This is a genomic window from Streptomyces sp. TLI_171 (assembly GCF_003610255.1).
In the GTDB taxonomy this organism is placed as follows: domain Bacteria; phylum Actinomycetota; class Actinomycetes; order Streptomycetales; family Streptomycetaceae; genus Kitasatospora.
On the sequence record NZ_RAPS01000001.1, the window covers coordinates 6,540,684 to 6,564,999 of the forward strand.

Genomic DNA, 24,316 nt, shown 5'->3' on the forward strand with positions numbered 1-24,316 from the left:
TCAGCCCCAGACCGGTCCGCCGTGCCCGGCCGCCACCAGGGCGTGCTCGTAGGCACGGAGGGCCCGGGCGGGGTCGCCGAGGTGGCGGTAGAGGGCGGCGGTGCGGTGCCATTCGCGGGCGAGTTGGGAGTGCCGGCGGCCCCGGGAGCCGAGCATCGCCGCGGCGGTCGCGACTTCGGCGGCGCAGCCGTCGGTGTCGCCGAGGGCGGCCAGCGCCTCGGCGAGCACCAGGTGGGTGTCCGCCTTGACCAGGCTCTCCGCCTGCTGCGGCCGGGCCAGGGCGGAGTACAGGTGGGGCAGGGCCTGCGCGGGTCGGTCGGCCCGGACCAGGATCTCGGCGGCCTCGGTCTCGGTGTCCACCAGCCAGTCGCCCTGGCCGAGTTCGCTGAGTTCGGCGGCGGAGCGCAGGACCAGGTCGAGGCCCTCGCGCCACCGGTCGGGGTAGGCGCGGGCGATCATCCGGCCGTGGATGCCGCGCACGACGGCCAGGTGCCGGGGCAGGTCGGTCTCGCCGAACAGCGCGAGGGCCTGCATGGACAGCCGGTAGGCCGCCACGGGGCGCCCGAGCAGGTGGGCGTTGAGCGAGGCGTTCCAGCGCACCGCGCCGCGCGAGGCCGGTTCGCCCAGGGTGTCGGCGACGGCCGCGAGCCGGTTCAACAGGTACTGGGAGCAGGAGAGTTCACCGAGGGCGGTGAGCGCCCCGGCGAGGGTCACGCCGAGCCGGACCGCGGCGCCGTGCCAGGCGTGCCGGTGCTCCCCGAACTCGCCGAGCGCGGTCTCGCCGAGCCGGACGGCCGTGGTCACGTCGTCGTGCAGCCGGTGGCAGCGGACCATGCCGGTGGCGTGCTCGGCCCGCTCCACCGTCCCCGGAGGCGTCCGCTCCCAGAGCCGCCGGTGGAGCGCGGCCGCCTCGTCATTGCGCCCGAGCGCCTCCAGGGCGCGGGCCTCGCCGCTGCGGGCGCCGGTGCCCCGGAGCTGTGCGAAGGCGGCCAGCGCCTCGGCGGGGGAGCCGTTGTTCAGGGCCAACTCGGCGAACGCCAGCAGCCGTTCGGACTCGCGCGGGTCGTCCGACGGCTGGTGTCCCTGGGTCTCCATCGCGGCCAGCATAGCGATGTGAAGTTTCGTCACAATGGACTTTACGGATCATCACAGAGCCGCTACCTTTCCTGTCGGCCGGGGTATCGATCCCGGCAACACACCTGGGGGAGAGACGACATGACCGAACCGACCGTTCACGTGCACACCGGCTCCGAGGCCGGACTGTTCGTCAACTCCTATCTGCTGGAGACCGCCGAGGGCCTGGTCGTGGTGGACACCAACCTGCTGAACTCGGACATCGCCGCGCTGGTCGAGAAGGTCGCCGCGTTCGAGCGGGCCGGCCGTCCACTGCTCGGGGTGTTCGTCACGCACGCCCACCCCGACCACTTCAACGGCGTGCACGCCCTGGTCGAACGGTGGGACGTCCCGGTGTACGCCACCGAGGCCGTGGCCGGGACGATCCACGAGATCGCGGACGCCAAGCGGGCCCAGTGGGGGCCGGTCTACGGCGAGGAGTGGCCCGCCGTCACCGCCTACCCGACCGTGCTGCTCAAGGACGGGCAGGACGTCGTGCTCGGCGGCACCACCTTCACCGTCCGGCACATCGGGCCCGCCGAGAGCCACGCCGACAGCGTGATCCTGGCCCGTCGCAGCCCGGACGCCGCGCCGCTCGCCTTCATCGGCGACCTGGCCTTCCACGGCACCCACCCGTACACCGCCGACGGGCACGGTGCGCACTGGCTGGCCGCGCTGACCGAGCTGGGCGCCGAACTCGCCGACGCCGCGCGGCTGTTCCCCGGCCACGGTGAACCGGCCGGCGTGGAGGTGCTCACCGCGCAGCGCCAGTACCTGCTGTTCTACCGCGAGACGGTGCGCCGGCTCGCCGCCGGACGGCCCGCGCTGAGCGACCAGGACCGCGAGGAGCTGGACCGCGCACTGCAGGACTACGCGCCCGGGTTGCCGCTCGGCTGGATGATCGGCCTCGGCGCGGACGCGGTGGCGGCCGAGCTGGCCGGCTCCTGAGCAACCGTCACGTCCGGTCCCGGCGGCGGCAGTCCGAGCCATCGCCGGGACCGGCCCCCGCCTGCGCCGCGCCCACGGAAGGTCGACCAGCATGTCGCACGCCAGCCCGCCGCCCACCGCCTCGCCGCGCCCCGTCCGGCACGGCGGCCCACCCTCGCCCGAACCGCAGGGCGAACCCGAACAGCGGGTCAGCTGGGCCGAGTTGTTCTTCGACGTGATCTGGGTCTTCGCCATCACGCAGATCGCCGCCGCCCTCGCCGACACCGCCACGGCGGGCGAGGTCGCCCGGACGCTGCTGCTCTTCGTGCCGCTCTGGTGGGGCTGGACGGGCGTGACGCTGCTCGGCAACCTCGCCGGGGCCGCGATCGACCGGACCAGGGGGCGGCTCACCCTGTTCGTCCTCTCCGGCTGCGGACTCGGGATGGCCGCCGCCGTCCCGCAGGCGTACGGCGCCCGAGCCTGGCTGTTCGCGGGGGCGTGCGTCCTGCTGCGGCTGGTGCTGGCCGCCGCGATCCACCGCAAGACCCGGCCCCGGCTGGGCCGTTGGAATCCGTTCAGCGCCGCGCTCGTGCTGGGCGGGCCGCTGCTGCTGACCGGCGCGGCCCTCGACGCACCCTGGCGGACCGCGGCCTGGACGGCCGCCGCGCTCGCCGACCTCGGCGGCTGGGCCGCGCTGGGGCGTAAATTGGACGCGGTCCGGTTCGAGACCGGTCACCTGCCGGAGCGCTTCGGACTGTTCGTCATCATCGCGCTCGGCGAGACGGTGGTCGCGGTCGGCGGCCAGGCCGCCGACGTGCCGCTCGACGGGCCCACCGCCACCGCCACCGTGCTGGCGTTCGTCCTGATCGCCACCCTGTGGTGGACGTACTTCCACTACGGCGCCCCCGCCGCCCGGCACAGCATCCGGCACAGCCCGTCCGCCGCCCGCACCGTGCGCGCCGTGTTCAGCTACGCCCACGCCGGGTACGCCACCGCCGTGATCGGGGTCGCCGTCGGGCTGAAGAAGCTGATCGCCCACCCGCTCGACCACCCGCACGGCCCGCCGGCGCTGCTGCTCGCCCCCGGCGTCGCCCTCTACCTGTTCAGCTTCTGCTACGCCAGGCTGCGGATGTTCGGCGCCGTCGGCGTCCCCCGGCTGCTGGGCGCTCTGGCCTGCACCGTCCTCGCCGCCGTCGCCCCCGCGCTGCCCGGGGCCGTGACCGCCGCACTGGCGACGGCGGTGCTGCTCGCCGTCAACGCAGTCGAGGCCTGGTACGTGGAGACCGGCCGCCGGCTGCCCCTGCTGCCCGGCCAGGTCAGGACGGCCGCCGCGAGCGCAGCAGCCGCTCCGCCGCCGCGAGGTTGATCAGCCAGGACGCCCACGCACCCGAGGCGTACACCGGCCCCGCGGGCAGGCCGAGCGCGCCGAACAGCACCAGCCACAGGCGGAAGGTGACGGCGGTGAACATCAGGGCGTAGGAGCGCAGCATCCAGCGGCGGTGCCGCGCGGTCCGGCCCCGGCGTGCCTCGGCCACGCCGAGCGCGGTGGTGCCGAGGGTCAGCACGGCGAGGACGGTGAACCCGAGCGGCGCGACCGGCGGGTACAGGCCGTGCGGAGCGATCAGCAGGCCGCCGACCCCCGTCGCCGCGGCGGCCACCGCGTACACCCGACCGGTCCGGCGGTGCACGGCGGGGCGGCGGGCCCGCAGACCGGGCAGGAACTGCAGCAGGCCGACGGCGAGCGCTGTGACGCCGCCGCCGATGTGCAGCAGCAGCGGCGCGAGATGGGCCAGGTAGACGGTGCGCTGCTCGGGCAGGAAGGTGCGGTCGTCCAGGGTGAAGTAGCGGGCCGACACCGCGGCGACCAGCAGGGCGAGGGTCGGCACGGCGATCCGGCCGGTCCGCCGCACCGCGCGGGAGGCGGGGGTTCGGGGCTGATGGGATGTCATGCCGCCGAAGCTACGGACGGTCCCCGGGTTTCGGCGTCCCCCCGCCGGGGTCCCGGCGGCTACCCCAGCTGGGGTAGCCGGAGCCCGAATCCCCCTGGGGAACCCCGGATTCACCCCGATCGGACGTGCGCCGGCCACCGCCACTGGCTAGCCTCCACGCTGCACCCCACCAGCGCGAGGACCCCGCCATGCCGCCCGCCACCACCGCCCCCCGGCGTCAACTCCCGCCGCTCGCCGTCCTGCTGCGCCCGCTGCCGGACCTCCTCGCCGATGGCGGGCCCGCCGCGGTGCTGCTGGTCGCCATGGTCGCCGAGCGGTTCGGCGCGGGCAGCCGCCTCGACGGGCGGCTGCCGCTCGCACTGACCCTGACCGTGCTGGTCGCGGTGGCCGCTGCCACCCGCCGCCACGCCCCGCTGGCCTCGTACCTGGTGGCCACCGCCGTGCTGACCGTCGAGGCGCAGACGGTGCTGCCGAGCCCGGTCTCGCCGTACGCCAACCTGCTGGGCGCGTACGCCCTGGGCCGGCACGGTGGCCGCTGGGCCGGGTTCGGGCCGCCGCTGGTGGTGGTCGGCGTCGCCGGCTACTTCACCGGGCAGGACGTCGCGGTGCTGGTGCCGATCGGCGTCCTCGCGGTCTGGCTCGCCGTGTGGGCGTTCGGCTGGGCCGGCGCGCACCGGGTCGCCGAGCAGGCCGCCGAACGGCGTCGCGCCCGCGAGGAGTTGCTCGCCGAGGAGCGCGGACGGATCGCCCGTGAGGTGCACGACCTGGTCGGCCACTCGCTCAGCCTGATGCTGGTCCAGGCCGGCGCGGCCCGCCGGCTGCTCGACCGCACCCCCGACCGCAGCAGCGACCTGCTGCTCGAACTGGAACACACCGGCACCGACGCGCTCGACGAGCTCGACCGCGTCCTCGGCCTGTTGCGCGGCACCGCCCCGCAACACCCGGACGCCGCCCGGCAGCCGGAACCCGGCCTCGCCGAACTGCCGCGCCTGGTCGGGCGGATGGACCGGGCCGGTCTGCGCGTCACCCTGCACCGGGACACCCCGCCGCTGCCCGCCGACCTGGACCGCTGCGCGTACCGGGTGGTGCAGGAGGCGCTCACCAACACCCTGCGGCACTCCGGCGCGGGCCGCGCCGAGGTCCGGCTCGGCACCGACGGCGCCGCACTGACGGTGCAGGTCCAGGACGACGGCTCCGGCCCGCCGTCCGGCCACCGGCCCGGCCGCGGCCTGACCGGCGTGGCCGAACGCGCCGCCCGCCTGCACGGCACCGCCGAACACGGCCCCGGGCCGGCGGGCGGCTTCCTGCTCCGCGTCACCCTCCCGCTGTCGTGACCGGCCCGCGCACCGTCCGGGTGCTGATCGCCGACGACGACCCGCTGCTGCGCGCCGGGCTCGCCGTGGTACTGGAGACCGCCGACGGCATCGAGGTGGTCGGCCGGGCCGAGGACGGGCTGCAGGCCGTCGAACTGGCCCGCCGACTGCGGCCCGACGTCGTCCTGATGGACGTCCGGATGCCCGGCTGCGACGGCATCGAGGCAACCCGCCGGCTCGCCGGGCTCGGCCCCCGGGTGCTGGTCCTGACGACCTTCCACCACGACGCCTACGTGTGGGGCGCGCTGCGCGCGGGCGCCGCCGGATTCCTGCTGAAGCGGGCCTCCCCGGAACGGCTGATCGACGCCGTGCACGCGGTCGCCGCCGGCGAGGCCGCCCTCGACCCGGCCGTCACCCGCGACCTGCTCGGCCACCTGCTCGCCGCGCCCGCGCCCGCTCCCGCCCCCGCGCCTGCGGCGGGCGGCCCGCTCGCGGCGCTGACCACCCGCGAACGCGAAGTGCTGCGGCTGGCCGCCGAGGGCCACCCCAACGAGGAGATCGCCGCCCTGCTGCACCTCGCCGAGTCCACCGTGAAGACGCACGTGAAGCGGATCCTCAGCAAGCTCGGCGCCCGCGACCGCTCCCAGGCCGTCGCCGCGGCCTACCGCCACGGCCTGATGGGCACCCGGCCCCACCGCGGAGCCGGCGCGTGACACCGCCTCCGGCGAGGTTCCGGGGCCTGCTGCGTGGTGCGGCCGGTCTGTGACACTCCGTCACTGACGGGCTGTCAGCGCGTCGCGCGGTCCGGTCGTACATTGACCAGATGATCGTCGAAAACGGGCCGGGACCCGTGCGCTACGGGTGGGGACCGTCCGGGCGGCGGCTCGCCGCCCAGGGGCGGTGGGCCGAGTTGCTGGAGCGCTTCCGGCTGGCCAGGGCGCTGGGCGATCCGCTGGCCGGGCCGCTCGGGCACCTGGTCGCGTACGGCGCGCCCGCGGCGCTCGCGGCCCGGCTGTTCGAGCCGGCGGACGGACCGGGCGCAGCCGCGACCGTCGCCGACCACGACGCCGGTCCCCTGTGGGAGGTGCTCGCCACCCGGCACCCCTGGGCCGTGCTGGACGCGCTGCCGCTGCCGACCGCGATCCGCCGACTGGCCGGGCACACCCGGGCGCTGCTCGGCGAGGACCCGCCCGCCGGGGAACACGACGAGGCCGGGGTGCCGTACCGGCTGCGCCCCTGGGAGGACGGCGGGTGGGAACGCGACACCCGCGTCCGCGACTACCTGCCGGCCGGCGGCGCCCGCCGCGCCCTGCACCTCGCCCCGCCCACCCGGGAGGGCCTCGGCGAGCTCGAACTCCCGTCGCCCGGAACGCGGCTGCCCGGTCTGGCGGCGACCCGGCTGCTGGCCGGACTGTCCGACTGGACCACCGCCGTGTGCGTCCGCGGCCGGGCCGCCGACGCCGCCGCCCAGCTCGCCGCCGGGCCCGAAGTCACCGGCGGTCAGCTGCCGTTCGCCGCGCTCTACCCGGCCCTGGTGCACCTGGCCTCCGCCCGCCCCGACCGCGGCGCCGCCCAAGGGCGGCTGGCGGTCTGGCAGTTGCTCGCCGAGATGGAGGGCGGCAGCGCCCCGTCCAGGTTCGCCGCCGAGGCACTGGTCGACCGCCTGCGCTGCCTGGCCTGGACCGAACCCACCGACGACCTGCGCCACCTGCACCTCGCCCTGGAGGACCCCGCCACCGGCCTCGCCTGGGCCCTCTCCGGCAGCACCCCCGACCCCGCCTGACCGACTGGGGGTGGGTGGAGACCCCCGCCGACCCGCTGGCTCGGCATCACCGATCCGACCGCCGTCCCCGATCCCTCGCCCGTCGTGGAACCGCCGCCCCCCCGGCCGCGTGAAGGGAGTTGATCACGCGATACGGGGGTGCGGGGATGGCGGTGCTCCGGGAGTGGGGCGGCTGGCGGGTGCGGGCGCACGGGTGCGTCTGGGCGCCCGTGGCGGTGGGGCTCGGCCTGGGGGCGGTGCTCACCGGGTCGGGTGTCGCCGACGACCGCTGGCACTGGTGCCTGACCCAGGACCACGAGCCCGTTCCCGGGCGCTTCCTGCCGTTGCTGGCTTCGCTGGGGCTGGCGGTCGTCGTCCAGGTGCTGTTGGGTCGCCTGCTGGCCCGACTGCCGGGCAGCGCCTGGTGGTTGTGGCCCGCGTTGGCGCTGGTGGCGTTCGGCCTGACGGAGCTGTACGTGTTCGGCATGGGCGCGCCGCGGGCGCTGCTGCCCGGCGAGCCGGAGGAAGCGCCCTGCTGGGAGATGCCGAACTACCCGTTCGGTTGATCGTCCGTCAGGCGGACTGCTCCACCGCCGGTGCGCCGGCCTGCGCGGGCAGGTCCGCCGGGACGAAGGCGGCGGCGTTCTCGTCGTAGGGGAGCGCGCCCGACAGGACGGCGTCGAGCCGCTCGCGGTCCAGCTCGCCGGTCCAGTGGCCGATCAGCACGGTGGCGGCGGCGTTGCCCGCGAAGTTGGTCAGCGCGCGGGCCTCCGACATGAACCGGTCGATGCCGACGATCAGGCCGACGCCGTCCACCAGGGCGGGCTTGTGCGACTGCAGGCCGCCGGCCAGGGTGGCCAGGCCCGCGCCGGTGACGCCCGCCGCGCCCTTGGAGGCGATCACCATGAACAGCAGCAGCGAGAGCTGCTCGCCCAGCGACATCGGCTTGTCCATCGCCTCCGAGACGAAGATCGAGGCCATGGTCAGGTAGATCGCGGTGCCGTCCAGGTTGAAGCTGTAGCCGGTCGGGACGGTGATGCCGACCACCGGACGGCTGACGCCGAGGTGCTCCATCTTGGCGATCAGCCGGGGCAGCGCGCTCTCCGAGGAGGAGGTGGACAGGATCAGCAGGAACTCCCGGCCGAGGTAGCGCAGCAGCGCGAACACGTTGACGCCGGCGGCCAGTCGCAGCAGCAGGCCGAGCACCACCACCACGAACAGCACGCAGGTCACGTAGAAGCCGATCATGATCACCGCGAGGCTCTTCAGCGCCGCGGTGCCGGTCGCCCCGACCACCGCCGCCATCGCGCCGAACGCACCGACCGGCGCCACCCACATGATCATCGACATCACCTTGAACACCAGCTTCTGCAGGTGCTGCACCCCGCGCAGCACCGGCTCGCCCGCCGGGCCCATCGCCTGCAGCGCGAACCCGACCAGCAGTGCCACCAGCAGCGTCTGCAGCACCTGGCCCTGGGTCAGCGCCGACACCAGGGTGGTCGGGACGATCCCCAGCAGGAAGTCGGTGGTGGACTGCGCCGCGCCCGCCACGGCCTGCGCGTGCCCGGACTTCGCCAGCGCCGCCGTCAGGTGCAGGCCGCTGCCCGGCTCCAGCAGGTTGCCCACCAGCAGGCCGATGCCCAGCGCCACCGTGGAGGTCACCAGGAAGTAGCCCAGCGCCAGGCCGCCGACCCGGCCGACCTTCGCCGCCTTGGACACCGACCCCACGCCCAGCACGATCGTGCAGAAGATCACCGGGGAGATCATCATCTTGATCAGGTTGACGAAGCCGGTGCCGATCGGCTTCAACTCCACCGCGACGCCGGGCGCCGCGAACCCGACCGCCACGCCACCGACCACCGCGGCGATCACCGCCAGGTACAGGAAATGGGTGCGGTCGGACCTGCCCGGCCCGGCGGGCTTCGCGTTCTCGGTCGGCTTCATGCGCGCGGCTCCTTCGCCGTATGCTCGCTCTCGTCGCGCCCCGGGGGGAGTGGGCGCCCGGCCCGTGGGTGGCGGGCCGCGCACGACTATCCGGCCCGCAGTGGCGCAGGTCACGGTTGCGTTCATAGCGTTCACGCACTCGGCGAACCGGCCCCGGCCGTGCACACTGGTCCGCATGCACCCGACCAGCAGCGCCCCGCCGCCCCGCCGACGGCGCAGCCTGGCCGGGCGGCTGCTGGCCGTCCAGGTGGTCATCGTCGCCGCCGTGGTGGCGGGCGGCGCCGTCCTCGCCTACCTGTTCACCGCCCAGCGCGCCGAGGACTCCGCCCTGCAGCAGGTCACCGCCGTCGCCCGCTCGCTCGCCGACGCGCCCACCGTCCGCGAGGCCGCCGCCGGGGCCGACCCCAGCACCGTGCTGGAGCCGTACGCCGAGCAGGTCCGGGCCGACACCGGCGTCGACTTCGTCACCGTCATGGACCCGCACGGCATCCGCTGGACCCACCCCGACCCCGCGCAGATCGGCCGCCCCTTCCTCGGCCACATCGACCAGGCCCGGGCCGGACGGACCCAGCACGAGACCTACACCGGCACCCTCGGGCCGTCCGTCCGCGTCGTCACCCCCGTCCTGGACGACCGTCACCGGGTGGTCGCCCTGGTCAGCGCCGGCATCACGGTCGACAACATCACCGCCCGGCTGCGCACCCCGCTGCTCGCCCTGGTCGGCGTCGCCGCCCTCGCCCTCGCGCTCGGCGCCGCCGCCAGCTACCTGCTCGCCGCCCGGCTGCGCCGCCACACCCACGGCATGGATGCCGAGGAGCTGGCCCACCTGTACGAGTACCACCAGGCGACGCTGCACTCGGTCCGCGAAGGGCTGCTGCTGCTCGACCGCGAGCACCGGGTGGTGCTGTGCAACGACGCCGCCCGCGAACTCCTCCAACTCGACGGCGGGGCCGCCGGGCTGACGGTCGGTCAGCTGGACCTGCCGGACTCGCTGCGCCGCGCGCTGGAGTCCGCCGAACCCGTCCGCGACGAGGTGCACCTGACCGCGGAGCGCGTCGTGCTGCTCAACACCTCCCCGGTCGGGCCCGGCCTCGGCACCGTGGTCACCCTCCGCGACCACACCGAACTCCAGGGCCTCACCGGCGAACTGGACACCGTCCGGGACATCGCCGCAGCCCTCGACGCGCAGGCCCACGAAGCGGCCAACCGGCTGCACGCCGTGGTCTCGCTGATCGAACTCGGCCGCCACCGCGAGGCGGTGGAGTTCGCCACCGCCGAACTCGCCCTCGCCCAGCGGCTCACCGACCAGGTGGTCGGCGCCGTCGGCGAACCCGTGCTCGCCGCCCTGCTGCTCGGCAAGGCCGCGCAGGCCGCCGAACGGGGCGTCGACCTGCAACTCACCGCCGACAGCCGGATCGACGACGGCGTCCTGCCCGACCGGCTCACCCCGCGCGACCTGGTCACCCTGCTCGGCAACCTGATCGACAACGCCATGGACGCCGCCATCGAGAATGCCGCGCACGCCGCCCCCGCCGTCCACGTCACCGCCCGCACCGACGACGGACAGCTGCTGCTGCGGGTCGCCGACACCGGTGCGGGCGTCGACCCGGCCGCCGCCGACGAGGTGTTCCGCCGTGGCTGGACCACCAAGCAGCACGGCCGCGGCCTCGGCCTCGCCCTGGTCGCCCAGACCGCCCGCCGCAACGGCGGCGAGGTCCGGCTGGCCCACCAGGACGGCGCGGTGCTCACCGTTCGCCTCCCGCTGCAGCGCCCGGTCGGGGCGGCCCGATGACCGCCCGGGCGATCCGGGTCCTGGTGGTCGAGGACGACCCGGTCGCCGCCGACGCGCACGCCCGCTACGTCGCCGGCACCCCCGGCTTCACCGTCGTCGCCACCGCGCACTCCCGGGCCGAGGCCACCCGCGCCCTGGACGCCCACGCCCCCGTCGACCTGATCCTGCTCGACCTCTACCTGCCCGACGGCCACGGCCTGCAACTCTGCGCCGCGCTCCGCACCGCCGGGCACACCGCCGACGTCATCGCCGTCACCTCCGCCCGCGACCTCGCCGTGGTCCGGCAGGCCGTCACCGCGGGCGTCGTCCAGTACCTGCTCAAGCCCTTCGGCGCGGCCGCGCTCGGCGACCGGCTGCGGCAGTACGCCCGCTACCGGGACAGCCTCGGCCGGGACGGCGAAGCGCTCGGGCAGGACGAGGTCGACCGCGCCCTCGCCCTGCTGCGCGGCACCGACCGCACCAGCCTCCCCAAGGGCCTCAGCGCCGCCACCCTCGACACCCTCGCCACCGCGCTCCGCGAAGCGCCCGACGGCCTCACCGCGACCACCGGGGCCACGGCCACCGGCGTCTCCCGGATCACCGCCCGCCGCTACCTGGAGCACCTGGTGACCACCGGCCACGCGACCCGCGAGCCGCGCTACGGGCACGTCGGGAGACCGGAGTTGGGCTACCGCTGGAAGGCGGGATGAGGGCGCGGAGGGAGGGGCGTCAGGTGCGGTCGGCGAGGACCAGGTAGCGGGTGGGGTCGTCGGTGTAGGAGAGAAGGGTCCAGCCGGCGGCGGTCAGCAGGGGGTGGAGGTGCTCGCGGGCGCGGAGGTCGTCGGGGGTGATCTGCCGGCCCTGGCGGGCGGCGAGGGCGGCGCGGCCGAGCGGATGGAAGAGGGCGAGGCGGCCGCCGGGGCGGGTGACGCGGGCGAGTTCGCGCAGGCCGGCCGCGGGGCCGGGCAGGTGGGAGATCAGGCCCGCGCCGAAGACCAGGTCGACCACGGCGTCGGGCAGCGGCAGCCGGCAGCAGTCGGCCCGGACCAGTGCGGCGTGCGGGCGGTGGACGGCTGCCCGGTCGAGCATCTCCGGGGTCAGGTCGACGCCGAGGACGGTGCCGGTCGGCCCGACGGCGGCGCGCAGCAGTGGGAGGGCGCGGCCGGTGCCGCAGCCGGCGTCCAGCACGAACTGACCGGTGGTCAGGCCGGTGTCGGCGATCGCGGCCGCGTAGCGCGGGCTGTCGTCCGGGTACTTGCTGTCCCAGCGGGCGGCCCGTTCGGCGAAGAAGGCGCGGGTCTCGGCGAGTTCCCGGGAGTGCGCGGCCGGGTCGTCGGCGGGCGGCGGAATGTCCATGGGCGCCACGGTACTTCGGCGGTGGCCGTGACCGGGGGCGGCCGGGCTCGTTGAGAGGGACCGGGGGCATCCGGCGCGGGCGTTCAGGGGGCGGTCTCACCCGGACGGGTGATCAGAGGGCCTGGTGGCGGCGTCGGTCGAACCCCCGGGAGTAAAGTTAGGCTTACCTAACTTCCCCAAGGGAGCTCCGCTGTGACCCTCACCGTCGGCACCTCCGCCGTCCCGGCCGGCGACGCGATCCTGCGCCGCCAGCGCATCCGCGAGTCGGCCGCCCGCACCTACGCCCGGTCCTTCCCGATCGTCCCGGTGCGCGCGAACGGCATGACCGTGGAGGGCGCCGACGGTCGCCGCTACCTGGACTGCCTCTCCGGCGCCGGCACCCTGGCCCTCGGCCACAACCACCCCGTGGTGCTGGAGGCGATCCGCCGCACCCTGGACAGCGGCGCCCCCCTGCACCTGCTGGACCTCGCCACCGCCGAGAAGGACGACTTCACCACCGCCCTGCTGGAGAGCCTCCCGGAGAAGTTCGCGTCCAGGGCCAGGATCCACTTCTGCGGCCCGGCCGGCACCGACGCCGTCGAGGCCGCCCTCAAACTGATGCAGACCGCCACCGGCCGCCGCGGCGCGCTCGCCTTCACCGGCGCCTACCACGGCATGACCGCCGGGGCCCTCGCCGTCACCGGCAACACCGCCGTCAAGGCCCCGCTGCCCAGCGGCGGCGAGGTCACCCGCCTGCCCTACCCGTACGCCTACCGCTGCCCGTTCGGCGTCGGCGGCGGACGCGGCGCCGAGCTGGCCGCCGCCTACACCGAGCGGCTGCTCGACGACCCGTCAGGGGGCGTGCTGCCGCCCGCCGCGATGATCCTGGAGGCCGTCCAGGGCGAAGGCGGCGTGGTGCCCGCCCCCGACGGCTGGCTGCGCGAGATGCGCCGGATCACCGCCGAACGCGGCATCCCGCTGATCCTGGACGAGGTGCAGACCGGCGTCGGCCGCACCGGCCGGATGTGGGCCGTCGAGCACAGCGGCATCGAGCCCGACGCGATGGTGCTGTCCAAGGCCATCGGCGGCAGCCTCCCGCTGGCCGTCGTGGTCTACCGCGAGGAGTACGACGGCTGGCAGCCCGGCGCGCACACCGGCACCTTCCGCGGCAACACCCTGGCGATGGCCGCCGGCGCCGCCACCCTGCGGCACATCGCCGCCAACGGACTGGTCGCCCGCGCCGACACCGTCGGCGCCCGGATCGCCGCCCGCCTCGACGGCGCCCGCGACCGCCTCCCCGTGATCGGCGACGTCCGCGGCCGCGGCCTGATGCTCGGCGTCGAACTCGTCGACCCGGCCGGCGAGCCCGACAGTTGCGGCGCCCTCCCCGCCGACCCCCACCTCGCCGTCCGGGTCCGCCGGGCCTGCCTCGCCCGCGGCCTGATCGTCGAGCTCGGCGGCCGCCACGACGCCGTCCTGCGGCTGCTCCCGCCGCTCACCATCACCGACGAGCAGGCCGACGCCGTCCTCGAACGGCTCTGCGACGCCGTCGAGTTCGCCATGCGCTCGACGGGGGAGGAGAAGTGACGGACGGCGCTGAGCAGTTGACGGCCCTCTCGGGCGGCGCCGCCGGACCGGCGGCGCTCCGACCGCTGCTCGCGGAGGTGCTGGCGGCGCTCGGCGCCGGGGCGGCCCGGCGCGGCGGGCCGGTGGTCCCCGGTGAGCCCGCGGCCGTCGCGGAGACCGTCCGGGGCGTCCTGGCGAAGGCCCAGGGGCGATCTGCGCTCGGCGAGTTGGTGGAGCTGCTGGCGTACGGCGCGGCGGACCCGGCGGACCCCTCGTGCGCCGCGCACCTGCACTGCCCGCCGCTGGCCGTCGCGGTGGCCGCGGACCTCGCCGTCAGCGCCCTCAACCCCTCGCAGGACTCCTGGGACCAGGCCCCCGCCGCCACCACGCTGGAGACCGAACTGCTGGCCGAACTCGCCGAATCGGTGGGCTTCCGGCCGGACCGTGCGGCCGGGGTGCTGACCACCGGCGGCACCGAGTCCAACCTGCTGGGCCTGATGCTGGCCCGCGACCAACGCCTCGGTCCCGACGTCGAGTTGAACGGGATTCCGGCCGGCGTCCGGCCGCGGATCCTGGCCTCCGAGGCAGCCCACTTCTCCGTCCAGCGGGCCGCCGCACTGCTCGGGCTCGGCGAACGGGCGGTCCGGACCGTCCCCGTCGACCGCGCACTGCGCATGGACCCCGGGGCGCTGGCCGACGCCTTCGCCGAAGCCGGCTGGGAAGGCGCCACCCCGATCGCGGTGGTCGCCACCGCCGGAACGACCGACACCGGCGCGATCGACCCGCTGCCCGCGGTCGCGGACCTCGCCGCGCGGCACGGCACCTGGCTGCACGTGGACGCGGCCTACGGCGGCGGCGCGCTGTTCTCCCGGCGGCTCGCCCCGCTGCTCGACGGGATCGACCGGGCGGACTCCGTCTCGCTGGACTGGCACAAGCTGGGCTGGCAGCCCGCGGCGGCCGGAGTCTTCCTGGTGCGCGAAGCACGCACGTACGCCTCGCTCGCCCGCCGCGCGGTCTACCTGAACCCCGCCGACGACGAGGAGGCCGGCTACCCGAGCCTGCTCGGGCAGTCGCTGCGCACGACCCGCCGGCCGGACGCCTTCAAACTCGCCGTCACGCTGCGGGCCCTGGGCCGGGACGGGCTCGGCGCGCTGGTCGACCGCTGCCACGAGCTGGCCCGGCACGCCGCGGAACTCGTCCGGGCCGCACCCGAGCTGGAACTCCACTGCGACCCGGTCCTCACCACCGTGGTGTTCCGCCGCACCGCCGACGACCCCGAACGCAGCGACGCCGTCAACGCCGAGCTCCGCCGGAGCCTGCTGCGCTCCGGCCGCGCCGTCGTCGGCCGCACCGAACTCCCGGGCACGGGTCCGGGACGGGTCCGGCTGAAGCTGACGCTGCTCAACCCGCACACGACGGAGCGCGAGTTGGCGGCGCTCATCGGCGCCGTCGCGGAGTGACCCGGCCGGCCGACCCGCCCCGGGGGCTCAGAGGCTCCGCAGCAGGATCTCGTGGAGGGTCTCCCACTGGGCCGGGTCCGCCGCGACGAGGAGGCCGTGCGGGCCGCCCGGTGGTTCGGGGCGGTAGGAGGACCCGTCGAAGCGGGCGCTGCGGCCGCCGGACTCGGTGACGAGGAGGGAGCCGGGGGCGTGGTCCCAGGGGAGGGTGCGCCAGTAGAGGACGAAGTCCCGTTCGCCGGTGGCGACCAGGGGGTATTCGATGCCGGCCGCGCCCCGGCCGGGGTCGAGGGGCCCGAGGGCGCGGCTGTTGGCGAGCAGGCGGTCGCGGGTGGGCGGGGCGAGGTAGCGGGTCTTGAGGATGCCGGTCCACTTCTCGGGCGTGGTGGTGACCGGGTCGCGGGTGAGGCGTTCGCCGTTGCGCCACGCGCCGGCGCCGAGTTCGGCGGCGTAGGCGGTGCGGGTGCAGGGCTGCCAGATCCAGGAGGCGACGGTCTGTCCCTGGCGGACCAGCGAGGCCATGACGGCGTAGGCGGGGCGGCCGGCGACGAAGTTGTTGGTGCCGTCGACGGGGTCGACCAGCCAGGCGGCGGGTTCGACGCTCAGGGCCCGGGCCAGGTCGGGGTCGGCGGCGACGGCCTCCTCGCCGACGACGGGGACGGGGAGGAGCTCGCGCAGCCGCCGGGAGATGATCCGTTCGGCGTCCCGGTCGGCGACGGTGACGATCTCGCCGGGGGCCTTCTCCATCACCTCGTCCGCGGCCAGCGCCCGGAACCGGGGTTCCACCGCCTCCGCCGAGGCCTCGACGAGGATCTCGGCGACCTTCTCCATCAACACGCCCGCGCTCCCTTCACCGGCCTCCACTCTCCCATGCCGGGGTGGGACGCACGGTGCTCAGGTGACGGACGGGGTCCGCGGGGGAGCGGCTGAGCGGCCGTCACTCGCCGGACAGCCGCTCGTACTCGGCGCGTACCCGGCGGTCCATGGCGAGGGTGAACTGGGCGTCGTTGACGGTGCGCGCGAGCGGGCGGACGCGCTGGATCTGTTCGGTGAGCCGGGCGGCCTCGGCGGGGGTGAGGTCCTGCACGTGGGTGAGCGCGCCGAGCAGCTGGTCGCGGATCAGGGCGACGAAGATGTCGGCCATCGCGTCGGCGTACTCCCGGGCGCGTCGGCTGACGTCGAGGACGGCGGCGAGCGGGACGCCCTCGTCGACCAGGGCGACGGTGGCGTCCATCAGGCGGCGGCTGATGTGGGTGATGCCGTCGGGTTCGACGGTGATGAAGCCCTGGGCGATGGACTCGGCGGTGTTGGCGTCGGTCAGCTGGTCGCCGAAGGCGGCGCGCAGTTCGGCCCAGTCGAGGTGGACGGGCGTCTCGTCGGACCAGGGGGCGACCAGCGCGGCCTGCAGGCCGATCAGTTCGGCGACGTCGCGGCCGTCCTCGCCGGCGCCGATCAGTTCGGCGATGCCGCCGAGGGCGTGGCCGCGCTCCAGCAGCTCGGCGATCAGGCGCAGCCGGGCCAGGTGCTCCTCGCCGTACCAGGCGATCCGGCCCTCCTTGCGGGGCGGGGGGAGCAGGCGGCGTTCGCGGTAGAAGCGGACGGTGCGCACGCTGATGCCGGCCGCCTCGGCGAGTTCGGCGACGCGGTACTCGCGCGGGGGTGCGCTGTCGTTCTCGATCTCCGCCACGCCGGTCAGCATAGGGCCGGGCGGGCGGGGCGGAAACAGACGCGCCCCGCGCTATTCCACTCGGTGTCAACAAGGGCTACTCTGCCAAACGCGCCAGTGATTACTGGCAGCTTCCAGGGTCCACTTCCGCACCGCCGGCCACCCGCACCCCCACCCTCGCCAGGAGGCCCGCCCATGGCACCCCGCACCAAGAAGCCGCCCGCCCCGGAGGCGCCGCGGCCGACCGTCCCGCACGTCCGGGTCGCCGTCATCGGCTCCGGTTTCGGCGGCCTGGGCGCCGGCGTCCGGCTGCGCCGGGCCGGCATCACCGACTTCGTGATCCTGGAGCGCGCGGACTCCGTCGGCGGCACCTGGCGCGACAACTCGTACCCGGGCTGCGCCTGCGACGTGCCCTCGCACCTCTACTCGTTCTCGTTCGCGCCGAACCCCGAGTGGCCCCGGGTGTTCTCCGGCCAGCCCGACATCCGCGCCTACCTGGAGCGGGTCGCCGACACCTTCGGCCTGCGCCCGCACCTGCGCTTCGGCGCCGAGGTCACCGAGCTGCGCTGGGACGAGGCCACCACCCGCTGGAACGTCACCTCGAAGGCCGGCAGCTGGACCGCCGACGCCGTGGTCTCCGCCGCCGGCCCGCTGGCCGACCCGCAGATCCCCGACCTGCCCGGCCTGGACGCCTTCCCGGGCAAGGTCTTCCACTCCTCGCGCTGGGACCACGACTACGAGCTCGCGGGCAAGCGCGTGGCGGTGGTCGGCACCGGCGCGTCCGCCGCGCAGATCATCCCCGCCATCCAGCCCACCGTGCAGAGCCTGACGGTCTTCCAGCGAACCCCGGCCTGGGTCCTGCCGCGCGCCGACCGCGAGGTCACCGGCGCGGAGAAGTGGCTGCACAGCAAGCTCCCGCCGAGCGGCCTGCTGCGCCGCTCCGCGCTGTTCGTGATCCGCGAGCTGCAGGTGGACGCGTTCGTCCGCCGCCCGCAGCTGCTGAAGCTGGTCCAGCAGGTCGCGCTGCGCCACATGCACCGGGCGGTCGCCGACCCGGCGCTGCGCGCCAAGCTGACCCCGGACTACCGGATCGGCTGCAAGCGGATCCTGCTCAGCAACACCTACTACCCGGCGCTGGCCGCCCCCAACACCGAGGTGGTGGCGGGCGGGCTGCGCGAGCTGCGCGGGTCGACGCTGGTCGGCGCGGACGGCAGCGAGCACGAGGTCGACGCGATCGTGTTCGGCACCGGCTTCCACGTCACCGACCTCCCGATCGCCGAGCGGGTGTTCGGCGTCGGCGGCACCGCGCTGGCGGAGGCGTGGAAGGACGGCATGGAGGCGCTGCGCGGCTCCACCGTGCGGGGCTTCCCGAACCTGTTCTTCCTGATCGGCCCGAACACCGGGCTCGGCAACAACTCGATGATCCTGATGATCGAGTCCCAGCTGAACTACCTGATCGACGCGCTCACCACGCTGGACTCGGTCGGCGCGACCGCGATGCAGCCCACCGAGCGCGCCCAGCGCCAGTGGAACCTGGAGCTCCAGCACCGGATGGGCCGCACGGTGTGGACCACCGGCGGCTGCCGCAGCTGGTACCTCGACGAGGACGGCAAGAACACCGTGCTGTGGCCGGCCTCCACCAGCGCGTTCCGGCGGGCCACCCGGCACGTCGACCTGGCCGAGTACGAACTCATCAAGCGCACCGCGCCGGTCGGCGGGGCGCTCGACACCGAGGCGGTGCCCGCATGAACCCGAGCGTTCCCCGTGACTTCGTGCTGCCCGACCCGGCGGTGGTGCGCACCGTCCGGTCCGCCGACGGCGCCGAGCTGAACGTGGAGGAGTACGGGCCGGACGGGGCGCCGCTGATCGTGCTCTCGCACGGCTGGACCTGCGCCACCGCGTTCTGGGCGCCGGTGGTCAACCGGCTGGTCCCCGACTTCCGGGTGGTCGCCTACGACCAGCGCGGGCACGGCCGCAGCCCCGCCCCGGCGGGCGCCGCCGGGTACTCGACCGCCAAGCTCGCCGAGGACCTGGAGGCCGTGCTGACGGCCGTCGTCCCGGAGGGGCGGCGCGCCGTGGTGGCCGGGCACAGCATGGGCGGGATGACCATCATGGCGGCCGGCGGCCGCCCCGGGGTGGCCGCCCGCACCGCCGCCAACGTGCTGGTCAACACCGGCGCCGGCGAGCTGGTCGCGGAGCTGACGGTCCTTCCGCCCGCCGTCCGCGGCGCGGGCCTGCGGCGCTTCCTGCACCGGCAGATCCTGCGCTCCCGGCTGCCGCTCGGCCCGGTCAACGGCCTGTCCCGGGCGGTGCTGAAGTACGCCACCATGGGTCCGGCCTCGCCCGCCGACCGGGTCGAGGGCTGCGCGCAGGTGGTGCACGCCTGCCCGACCAAGGTGCGCCACCACTGGGCGGGGGTGCTCGACACCCTCGACGTGCACGCCGGGCTGGCCCGGCTGACCGCGCCGACCGCCGTCATCGCCGGCAGCCACGACAGGCTCACCCCGCCGGTGCACGCCCGCCGGATCGCCGCCGCGCTGGCCGACCCGCGCGGCCTGCTGGAACTGGCCGGTACCGGCCACATGAGCCCGGTCGAGCGGCCCGCCGAGGTCGCCGACGAGATCCGCCGGATCGCCGCCCTGGTCGCCGGCGAGCTGTCGGTCCCCGCCCAGTCCGCCCCCGTCCGGAACGCGCCCGCCGCCGTTGAGGAGTCCGCATGACCCCGCCGCTGTCCTCGCAGGTCGTCGTCATCACCGGTGCCGCCCGCGGCCTGGGCGCGCTGATGGCGCGCAAGCTCGCCGAGCGCGGCGCCAAGGTCGCGCTGGTCGGCCTGGAGCCCGCCGAGCTGAAGGCGGTGGCCGCCCAGTGCGGCGAGCACGCCTCGGCCTGGGAGGCGGACGTCACCGACCTGGACGCGATGACCGAGGTCGCGAACCGGATCAAGGACCGGTACGGGCGGATCGACACCGTGGTGGCCAACGCCGGCATCGCGCTGGGCGGCCCGATGCAGGACAGCGACCACCGGGCGTGGAGCCGGGTGATCGAGGTGAACCTGCTGGGTTCGGTGGCCACCGCCCGGGCGTTCCTGCCCGCGCTGGCCGAGAGCCGCGGCTACCTGCTGCAGATCGCCTCGCTGGCGGCGCTCACCCCGGCGCCGCTGATGTCCGCGTACTGCGCCTCCAAGGCGGGCGTCGAGTCGTTCGCCCACGCGCTGCGCGCCGAGGTCGCCTACCAGGGGGTCAAGGTCGGTGTGGGCTACCTGAGCTGGACCGACACCGACATGGTGCGCGGGGCCGACGAGGACGCCGTGCTGCGACAGATGCGGGCCAAGCTGCCCTGGCCGGCCAACAAGACCTACCCGATCGGGCCGGCCGTGGACCGGCTGGTGGCCGGCATCGGCCGCCGCTCCGCGCACGTGTACGCCCAGGCCTGGCTGCGCGGCATGCAGCCGGTCCGCTGGATGCTCCCCGGTCTGATCGCGGCCGTGGGCTCCCGGGACGTGGCCCGGCTGGCGCCGGAGCTGAAGGCCACCGCGGCGACCCGGCTGCGGCCGGTCGGCGCGGGCGGGGAGGCCGACCGGAACGCGCACGCCGACCGGGCGGAGTGACGGCGGGTCGGAGCGAGCGCACCACGACGGACGGACCGCGGGCCCTGGAGAGAGGCCGGCGGTCCGTCCGTCGTTTTTTCGTCACTATGTGACAGGACCACCTCACTTACCGAGTGGATCGGGCGCTAGACTCCCTGCGCCGGGCAGATCATCAGTTCGGGTGTCGGGGCGGGCAGTTCGCGCGGGCCGACGGTGAAGAGCCGCCGAGTTCCCGGACGTTGGTCCCACAGATGCTCATCGCGCCTGGTCGGAGCGGGTATTGGGTCACCCCGGCGGCGCCCTGTGGGCATCGGATCGCCACGGCGATTTTTCCTGTCGTTATACGGTGTGACTAATATCGATCCGTCAGAGTCCTGTCAGATTCGACCAGTTCCGAACGACTGGCGTCGTCTCCAAGGAGAATGCCCTGCGCACGCGCGCGTCTCGGCGGATCATCACGGGCCGGCTCTCGCTCAGAGCGACCCTGCTCGTGCTGGCGATCGTCCCCGGAGTGGCGCTGGCCGCCCTGTGGGCGGTCACCAGCGGACAGCTCCTGCTGGACTTCCAGCGCCAGGCCGCCCAGGGCCTGCTCGCGCAGGAGGCCGGCCAGCCGTCCAACATCGTCTACTACAACCTGCAGGAGGAGCGGCGCCTGAGCGCCGACGTCCTCGCCACCCACAGCGGAGGCAGTGAAGCGCTGAAGGCCCAGCGGGCCAAGACCGACGAAGCCATCCGCCAGTTCCAGAAGCTCTCCGACGTCTCCGCCGACGACGCGCCCGCCGAGGTGCGCGAGGCCGTCCAGCAGGCCCGCCAGGCGATCAACCAACTGCCCGCCCAGCGCGCCCTGGTGGACGGCGGCGGCGAGCAGCAGCAGGCCACGGTGTACCGCTACTACACCGACCTGATCGCGGTGGACCTCAAGCTCTTCGCGGCGCTCAGCCACGTCGACAACGGCAAGATGACCACCATCTCGCAGCCGCTGGTCGACCTGTTCTGGGGCAAGGAGATGATCTCCCGCTCGGACGCCCTGCTGGCCCGCGGCTGGCCCAGCGGCAGCCTGAGCTCCGAGGACTACCAGCAGCTCCGGCAGGCCATCGCCGAACAGGACTTCCAGTTCGGCACCAAGGCGCTGCCCTACCTGGCCGCCGACGAGACCGCGATGTGGCAGAAGATCGCCGCCAGCCCGGCCTGGCAGGCCAAGCTCCGGGTCGAGCAGGACCTGCTGAAGCCGACCGCCGCCGACCGCAGCGGCCGGGTCGCGCTCGGCGTCGACCAGAGCAGCTGGCGCCAGTCGGTCGACGCCCTCACCCCCGACCTCGTCGGCCTGCTGGAGCACCGCACCGGCTACGTCGTCGAGCAGGGCAAGAGCAGCATCATCGCGCTGGCCCTGCGCCTGGTCCTCACCACCGTGGTCGGCCTGGTCGCGGTCGTCGCGGTCGCCATCACCTCCTGGCGGCTCACCCGCACCCTGCGCCGCCGGATCAGCCGGCTCCAGCAGCAGGCCGAGGACCTCGAGAACACCCTGCCCGAGGTGGTCGAACGCCTCGGCAACGGCGAGCAGGTCGACCTGGAGGAGCACGCCCGGGCCATCGAGCGCGACCCGTGGGCCCGCACCGAGGACGAACTCGCCAAGCTCGCCGAGGCGTTCAACCTGGCCCGGACCAGCGCCGTGCAGGCCGCCGTCGCCCAGGCCGAGCAGCACCGCGCCTACGAGCGCCTGCTGCAGCGGATCGCCCGCCGCACCCAGCTGCTGATCGGCCAGCAGCTGAAGAAGCTCGACGAACTGGAACGCCGGCACGAGGACCCGGAGTTCCTGGAGGGCCTGTTCGACCTCGACCACCTCACCGCGCGCCTGCGCCGCTACGAGGAGAACCTGGTCATCCTGGCCGGCGGCACCCCGCACCGGCGCTGGCGCAAGCCGGTCCCGCTGCTGGACGTGATGCGCGCCGCCCAGGGCGAGGTCCAGGACTACCGGCGGGTCGTCATCGACCTGGACGGCAGCCCGTGGATCTCCGAGCGGGCCGTCGGCCCGGTCGCCCACGTGCTCGCCGAGCTGATCGAGAACGCCCTGACCTTCTCCCGCCCGCCGAACCCGGTCGAGGTCCGGGCCGGCCGGGTCAGCCGCGGCGTGGCGATCGAGGTCGAGGACCGCGGCCTCGGTATGGACGAGGAACAGATCGACGAGGCCAACGAGCTGATGACCCGTCCGCCCCGGGCCGACGTGCTGGCCCGCGGCGACGACATCCGCCTCGGCTTCTACGTGATCGCCCGGCTCGCCGAGCAGCACGGTCTGCGGATCGAGTTCCGGCAGTCCGCGTTCGGCGGCACCCGGGTCGTGGTGCTGGTCCCCGACGAACTGATCGTCCCCGACCCGACCGCCCGGCCGACCGTCGTCCCGGCGCAGTCCACCGGCGGCCTGCCCACCCGCTCCCGCGGCCAGGCGCTGGCCGGCGTCGCGGCGCTCTCCGGGCTTCCCGACCCGGTCGCCGAGCACCTGGCCCTCCCGCCGGTCACCGCGGAGGTTCCCTACGTGCCGATCGAGGACCCGTACGCGCCCGTCGCCCACCCGCAGCACGAGCTGATCGGCGGTCACCCGCAGGAGTACCTGGCGGCCGGCCACGAGCAGCCGTTCCCCGACGCGGTCCAGCCGCTGGAGGCCGCCCCCGCCCCGTACGCGCTGCCCGCGCCGTACCTGCCGGAGCCGGTCGCGGTCGAACCGTGGCCCGCCGAGCCCGCGCCCGCCGAGCCGTTCCACGGCGGGGGCTACCCGCAGGCCGCCCCGGCGCTGCCGGCCGGCGAGCCGCCGCTGCCCCGGCGGATCCGCCAGGCCAGCCTGGTCGACGAGCTGCGGATCGACCCCGCCGCCCCGGCCCCCGCCCCCGCCCCGCCCCGCTGGGACGAGAACCCGCTGTTCCGACCGGCCCCCCGACGGGCCGGAGCAGCGATCGGCGCGTTCCAGCGGCGTTCCCGGGAAGCGAGGTCCGGGCCCGTCCCGCCGGCCGCGGACAGCACCGCGCCCGGCGAGCGGCCCGAGCCCGCCGACACCTGGAACACCCATCCCATCCCGACGAGAGAAGACCGGTCATGACGCGCACTACCGCCACCCACCAGGACCTCGACTGGCTGCTGGACGGCCTGGTGGACTCGGTGGCCGGGACCAGGAACGCCGTCCTGCTCTCCGACGACGGCCTCGTGGTCAGCCACTCCCGCACCATCGACCGCTCCGACGCCGAGCGCCTGGCCGCCGTCGCCACCGGCCAGCAGAGCCTGGCCCGCGGCGTCGGCCAGCTGTTCGCGGGCGGGCCGGTGCACCAGGTGATCGTCGAACTGGCCGACCTGTGGCTGTTCGTCATCGCCGCCGGCTCGGGCACCCACCTGGCCGTGGTCGCCTCCCAGGACGTCGACGCGGAGGTCATGTCGCTGGCCATGCACAACCTGGTGCAGCAGGTCGGCCAGAAGCTCAGCACCCCGCAGCGCGGCGAGTTCGACGCGTTCGGCGCCCGCAGCGGGCAGCGCGCGTGAACGCCCACTGGGCCGACGAGTACGAGGACGACGACGGTGCGGACAGCATGGTGCGGCCGTACACCATCACCCGGGGCCGCACCGCTCCCGAACGCGACGACCTCACCCTCATCACCCTGCTCACCAGCGTGCCGGGGCCGGTCGACGCGTTCGGCGCGCCGGTCCGGCCCGGCCGGCTGCAGCCCGAGCACCGGATGATCCTCGACCGCTGCCGGACGCCGGCCGCCGTCGCCGAGGTCGCCGCCGACCTCGACCTGCCGGTCTCGGTGACCAAGATCCTGCTCGGCGACCTCGTCGAGCAGGGCCTCCTGTCGGCCCGGGCCCCGATCTCGGTGGCCCGCGCCGCGGGCGGCGCCGACCGCGGCCTGCTGGCCGCCGTACGTGAGGGCCTGAGGAGGCTTTGAG

22 protein-coding genes are annotated in these 24,316 nt (G+C 75.1%); 16 read left to right on the top strand and 6 right to left on the bottom strand.

All coding sequences use genetic code 11. The annotated features are described in order from the left end of the window. Positions 1-1,095, bottom strand: coding sequence for a hypothetical protein (locus tag BX266_RS29135; protein WP_143687025.1), 1,095 nt, complete (start codon positions 1,093-1,095; stop codon positions 1-3). A 120-nt stretch (positions 1,096-1,215) separates the two neighbouring features. On the opposite strand from BX266_RS29135, the gene BX266_RS29140 reads away from it, so the two are divergent. After that, positions 1,216-2,061 carry an MBL fold metallo-hydrolase gene (locus BX266_RS29140; RefSeq protein WP_099904609.1) on the top strand — a complete coding sequence of 282 codons (846 nt, stop codon included), beginning with the start codon at positions 1,216-1,218 and terminating at the stop codon, positions 2,059-2,061. Positions 2,062-2,152: 91 nt separating this feature from the next. Then, the gene (locus tag BX266_RS29145) at positions 2,153-3,406 is read left to right on the top strand and encodes a low temperature requirement protein A (protein WP_099904611.1); all 1,254 of its coding nucleotides are present in this window, start codon (positions 2,153-2,155) and stop codon (positions 3,404-3,406) included. Here the strand turns inward: BX266_RS29145 and BX266_RS29150 are convergent. Beyond that, a complete protein-coding gene (locus BX266_RS29150; RefSeq protein ID WP_099904613.1) occupies positions 3,357-3,989 on the bottom strand; it encodes a DUF2306 domain-containing protein in 633 nt (210 codons plus the stop codon). The genes BX266_RS29145 and BX266_RS29150 overlap by 50 nt on opposite strands. A 188-nt stretch (positions 3,990-4,177) precedes the next feature. Here BX266_RS29150 and BX266_RS29155 point away from each other — a divergent pair, with 188 nt between their 5' ends. The 4 genes from BX266_RS29155 to BX266_RS29170 all read left to right on the top strand — a co-directional run bounded on the left by BX266_RS29155 (position 4,178) and on the right by BX266_RS29170 (position 7,630). Beyond that, positions 4,178-5,323, top strand: coding sequence for a sensor histidine kinase (locus tag BX266_RS29155; RefSeq protein WP_099904616.1), 1,146 nt, complete (start codon positions 4,178-4,180; stop codon positions 5,321-5,323). Then, complete coding sequence (locus tag BX266_RS29160; protein WP_099904618.1) at positions 5,320-6,015, top strand: response regulator transcription factor; 696 nt, start codon at positions 5,320-5,322, stop codon at positions 6,013-6,015. Before BX266_RS29155 ends, BX266_RS29160 begins: the two co-directional genes overlap by 4 nt. Positions 6,016-6,125: 110 nt before the next feature. Then, positions 6,126-7,085 carry a hypothetical protein gene (locus BX266_RS29165; protein WP_143687026.1) on the top strand — a complete coding sequence of 320 codons (960 nt, stop codon included), beginning with the start codon at positions 6,126-6,128 and terminating at the stop codon, positions 7,083-7,085. Between the two features lie 146 nt (positions 7,086-7,231). After that, a complete protein-coding gene (locus BX266_RS29170; protein WP_099904620.1) occupies positions 7,232-7,630 on the top strand; it encodes a hypothetical protein in 399 nt (132 codons plus the stop codon). A 7-nt stretch (positions 7,631-7,637) separates the two neighbouring features. Here the strand turns inward: BX266_RS29170 and BX266_RS29175 are convergent, their stop codons facing one another. Further along, positions 7,638-9,008: a cation:dicarboxylate symporter family transporter gene (locus tag BX266_RS29175; RefSeq protein WP_099904621.1), complete on the bottom strand. Its 1,371-nt coding sequence runs from the start codon at positions 9,006-9,008 to the stop codon at positions 7,638-7,640. A gap of 175 nt (positions 9,009-9,183) precedes the next feature. On the opposite strand from BX266_RS29175, the gene BX266_RS29180 reads away from it, so the two are divergent. Both BX266_RS29180 and BX266_RS29185 read left to right on the top strand, forming a co-directional pair. Next, positions 9,184-10,800 carry an ATP-binding protein gene (locus tag BX266_RS29180; RefSeq protein ID WP_099904622.1) on the top strand — a complete coding sequence of 539 codons (1,617 nt, stop codon included), beginning with the start codon at positions 9,184-9,186 and terminating at the stop codon, positions 10,798-10,800. After that, positions 10,797-11,489 (top strand): response regulator, encoded by a 693-nt coding sequence (locus tag BX266_RS29185; RefSeq protein WP_099904623.1) that lies wholly within the window; start codon positions 10,797-10,799, stop codon positions 11,487-11,489. The genes BX266_RS29180 and BX266_RS29185 overlap by 4 nt, the downstream gene beginning before the upstream one ends. Before the next feature lie 19 nt (positions 11,490-11,508). Here BX266_RS29185 and BX266_RS29190 read toward each other — a convergent pair whose 3' ends face one another. Beyond that, positions 11,509-12,135, bottom strand: coding sequence for a class I SAM-dependent methyltransferase (locus BX266_RS29190; RefSeq protein ID WP_099904625.1), 627 nt, complete (start codon positions 12,133-12,135; stop codon positions 11,509-11,511). Between the two features lie 192 nt (positions 12,136-12,327). On the opposite strand from BX266_RS29190, the gene BX266_RS29195 reads away from it, so the two are divergent. Both BX266_RS29195 and BX266_RS29200 read left to right on the top strand, forming a co-directional pair. After that, on the top strand, positions 12,328-13,701 hold the full coding sequence (locus tag BX266_RS29195; RefSeq protein WP_099904627.1) for a diaminobutyrate--2-oxoglutarate transaminase family protein: 1,374 nt from the start codon (positions 12,328-12,330) through the stop codon (positions 13,699-13,701). Further along, positions 13,698-15,140, top strand: a complete 1,443-nt coding sequence (locus BX266_RS29200; RefSeq protein WP_218969276.1) for a pyridoxal-dependent decarboxylase — start codon at positions 13,698-13,700, stop codon at positions 15,138-15,140. The genes BX266_RS29195 and BX266_RS29200 overlap by 4 nt, the downstream gene beginning before the upstream one ends. Before the next feature lie 27 nt (positions 15,141-15,167). Here the strand turns inward: BX266_RS29200 and BX266_RS29205 are convergent, their stop codons facing one another. Both BX266_RS29205 and BX266_RS29210 read right to left on the bottom strand, forming a co-directional pair. Further along, positions 15,168-15,968, bottom strand: coding sequence for an inositol monophosphatase family protein (locus BX266_RS29205; protein WP_099904629.1), 801 nt, complete (start codon positions 15,966-15,968; stop codon positions 15,168-15,170). A 106-nt stretch (positions 15,969-16,074) separates the two neighbouring features. Further along, positions 16,075-16,836 (bottom strand): MerR family transcriptional regulator, encoded by a 762-nt coding sequence (locus tag BX266_RS29210; RefSeq protein ID WP_099904631.1) that lies wholly within the window; start codon positions 16,834-16,836, stop codon positions 16,075-16,077. Positions 16,837-16,998: 162 nt separating this feature from the next. Here BX266_RS29210 and BX266_RS29215 point away from each other — a divergent pair, with 162 nt between their 5' ends. The 6 genes from BX266_RS29215 (at position 16,999) to BX266_RS29240 (ending at position 24,315) form a co-directional block, all read left to right on the top strand. Beyond that, complete coding sequence (locus BX266_RS29215) at positions 16,999-18,552, top strand: NAD(P)/FAD-dependent oxidoreductase (RefSeq protein WP_099904633.1); 1,554 nt, start codon at positions 16,999-17,001, stop codon at positions 18,550-18,552. Continuing rightward, positions 18,549-19,523, top strand: a complete 975-nt coding sequence (locus tag BX266_RS29220) for an alpha/beta fold hydrolase (protein WP_099904635.1) — start codon at positions 18,549-18,551, stop codon at positions 19,521-19,523. The genes BX266_RS29215 and BX266_RS29220 overlap by 4 nt, the downstream gene beginning before the upstream one ends. Then, complete coding sequence (locus BX266_RS29225) at positions 19,520-20,410, top strand: SDR family oxidoreductase (RefSeq protein WP_099904637.1); 891 nt, start codon at positions 19,520-19,522, stop codon at positions 20,408-20,410. Before BX266_RS29220 ends, BX266_RS29225 begins: the two co-directional genes overlap by 4 nt. 469 nt (positions 20,411-20,879) lie before the next feature. Next, entirely contained in the window at positions 20,880-23,477 is a 2,598-nt protein-coding gene (locus BX266_RS29230; RefSeq protein WP_259464908.1) for a nitrate- and nitrite sensing domain-containing protein, read from the top strand. Continuing rightward, positions 23,474-23,911 (top strand): roadblock/LC7 domain-containing protein, encoded by a 438-nt coding sequence (locus tag BX266_RS29235; RefSeq protein WP_099904641.1) that lies wholly within the window; start codon positions 23,474-23,476, stop codon positions 23,909-23,911. The genes BX266_RS29230 and BX266_RS29235 overlap by 4 nt, the downstream gene beginning before the upstream one ends. Then, positions 23,908-24,315, top strand: a complete 408-nt coding sequence (locus tag BX266_RS29240; protein ID WP_399170682.1) for a DUF742 domain-containing protein — start codon at positions 23,908-23,910, stop codon at positions 24,313-24,315. Before BX266_RS29235 ends, BX266_RS29240 begins: the two co-directional genes overlap by 4 nt. Position 24,316: the final 1 nt, after the last annotated feature.

Excerpts from the sequence above, each read along its gene's own strand:
- BX266_RS29150 (WP_099904613.1), bottom strand. The coding sequence starts at position 3,989 with ATGACATCCCATCAGCCCCGAACCCCCGCCTCCCGCGCGGTGCGGCGG.
- BX266_RS29190 (WP_099904625.1), bottom strand. The coding sequence starts at position 12,135 with ATGGACATTCCGCCGCCCGCCGACGACCCGGCCGCGCACTCCCGGGAA.
- BX266_RS29185 (WP_099904623.1), top strand. The coding sequence starts at position 10,797 with ATGACCGCCCGGGCGATCCGGGTCCTGGTGGTCGAGGACGACCCGGTC.
- BX266_RS29225 (WP_099904637.1), top strand. The coding sequence starts at position 19,520 with ATGACCCCGCCGCTGTCCTCGCAGGTCGTCGTCATCACCGGTGCCGCC.
- BX266_RS29170 (WP_099904620.1), top strand. The coding sequence starts at position 7,232 with ATGGCGGTGCTCCGGGAGTGGGGCGGCTGGCGGGTGCGGGCGCACGGG.
- BX266_RS29140 (WP_099904609.1), top strand. The coding sequence starts at position 1,216 with ATGACCGAACCGACCGTTCACGTGCACACCGGCTCCGAGGCCGGACTG.
- BX266_RS29145 (WP_099904611.1), top strand. The coding sequence starts at position 2,153 with ATGTCGCACGCCAGCCCGCCGCCCACCGCCTCGCCGCGCCCCGTCCGG.
- BX266_RS29205 (WP_099904629.1), bottom strand. The coding sequence starts at position 15,968 with ATGGAGAAGGTCGCCGAGATCCTCGTCGAGGCCTCGGCGGAGGCGGTG.
- BX266_RS29165 (WP_143687026.1), top strand. The coding sequence starts at position 6,126 with ATGATCGTCGAAAACGGGCCGGGACCCGTGCGCTACGGGTGGGGACCG.
- BX266_RS29155 (WP_099904616.1), top strand. The coding sequence starts at position 4,178 with ATGCCGCCCGCCACCACCGCCCCCCGGCGTCAACTCCCGCCGCTCGCC.
- BX266_RS29235 (WP_099904641.1), top strand. The coding sequence starts at position 23,474 with ATGACGCGCACTACCGCCACCCACCAGGACCTCGACTGGCTGCTGGAC.
- BX266_RS29180 (WP_099904622.1), top strand. The coding sequence starts at position 9,184 with ATGCACCCGACCAGCAGCGCCCCGCCGCCCCGCCGACGGCGCAGCCTG.
- BX266_RS29210 (WP_099904631.1), bottom strand. The coding sequence starts at position 16,836 with ATGCTGACCGGCGTGGCGGAGATCGAGAACGACAGCGCACCCCCGCGC.
- BX266_RS29215 (WP_099904633.1), top strand. The coding sequence starts at position 16,999 with ATGGCACCCCGCACCAAGAAGCCGCCCGCCCCGGAGGCGCCGCGGCCG.
- BX266_RS29220 (WP_099904635.1), top strand. The coding sequence starts at position 18,549 with ATGAACCCGAGCGTTCCCCGTGACTTCGTGCTGCCCGACCCGGCGGTG.
- BX266_RS29135 (WP_143687025.1), bottom strand. The coding sequence starts at position 1,095 with ATGGAGACCCAGGGACACCAGCCGTCGGACGACCCGCGCGAGTCCGAA.
- BX266_RS29175 (WP_099904621.1), bottom strand. The coding sequence starts at position 9,008 with ATGAAGCCGACCGAGAACGCGAAGCCCGCCGGGCCGGGCAGGTCCGAC.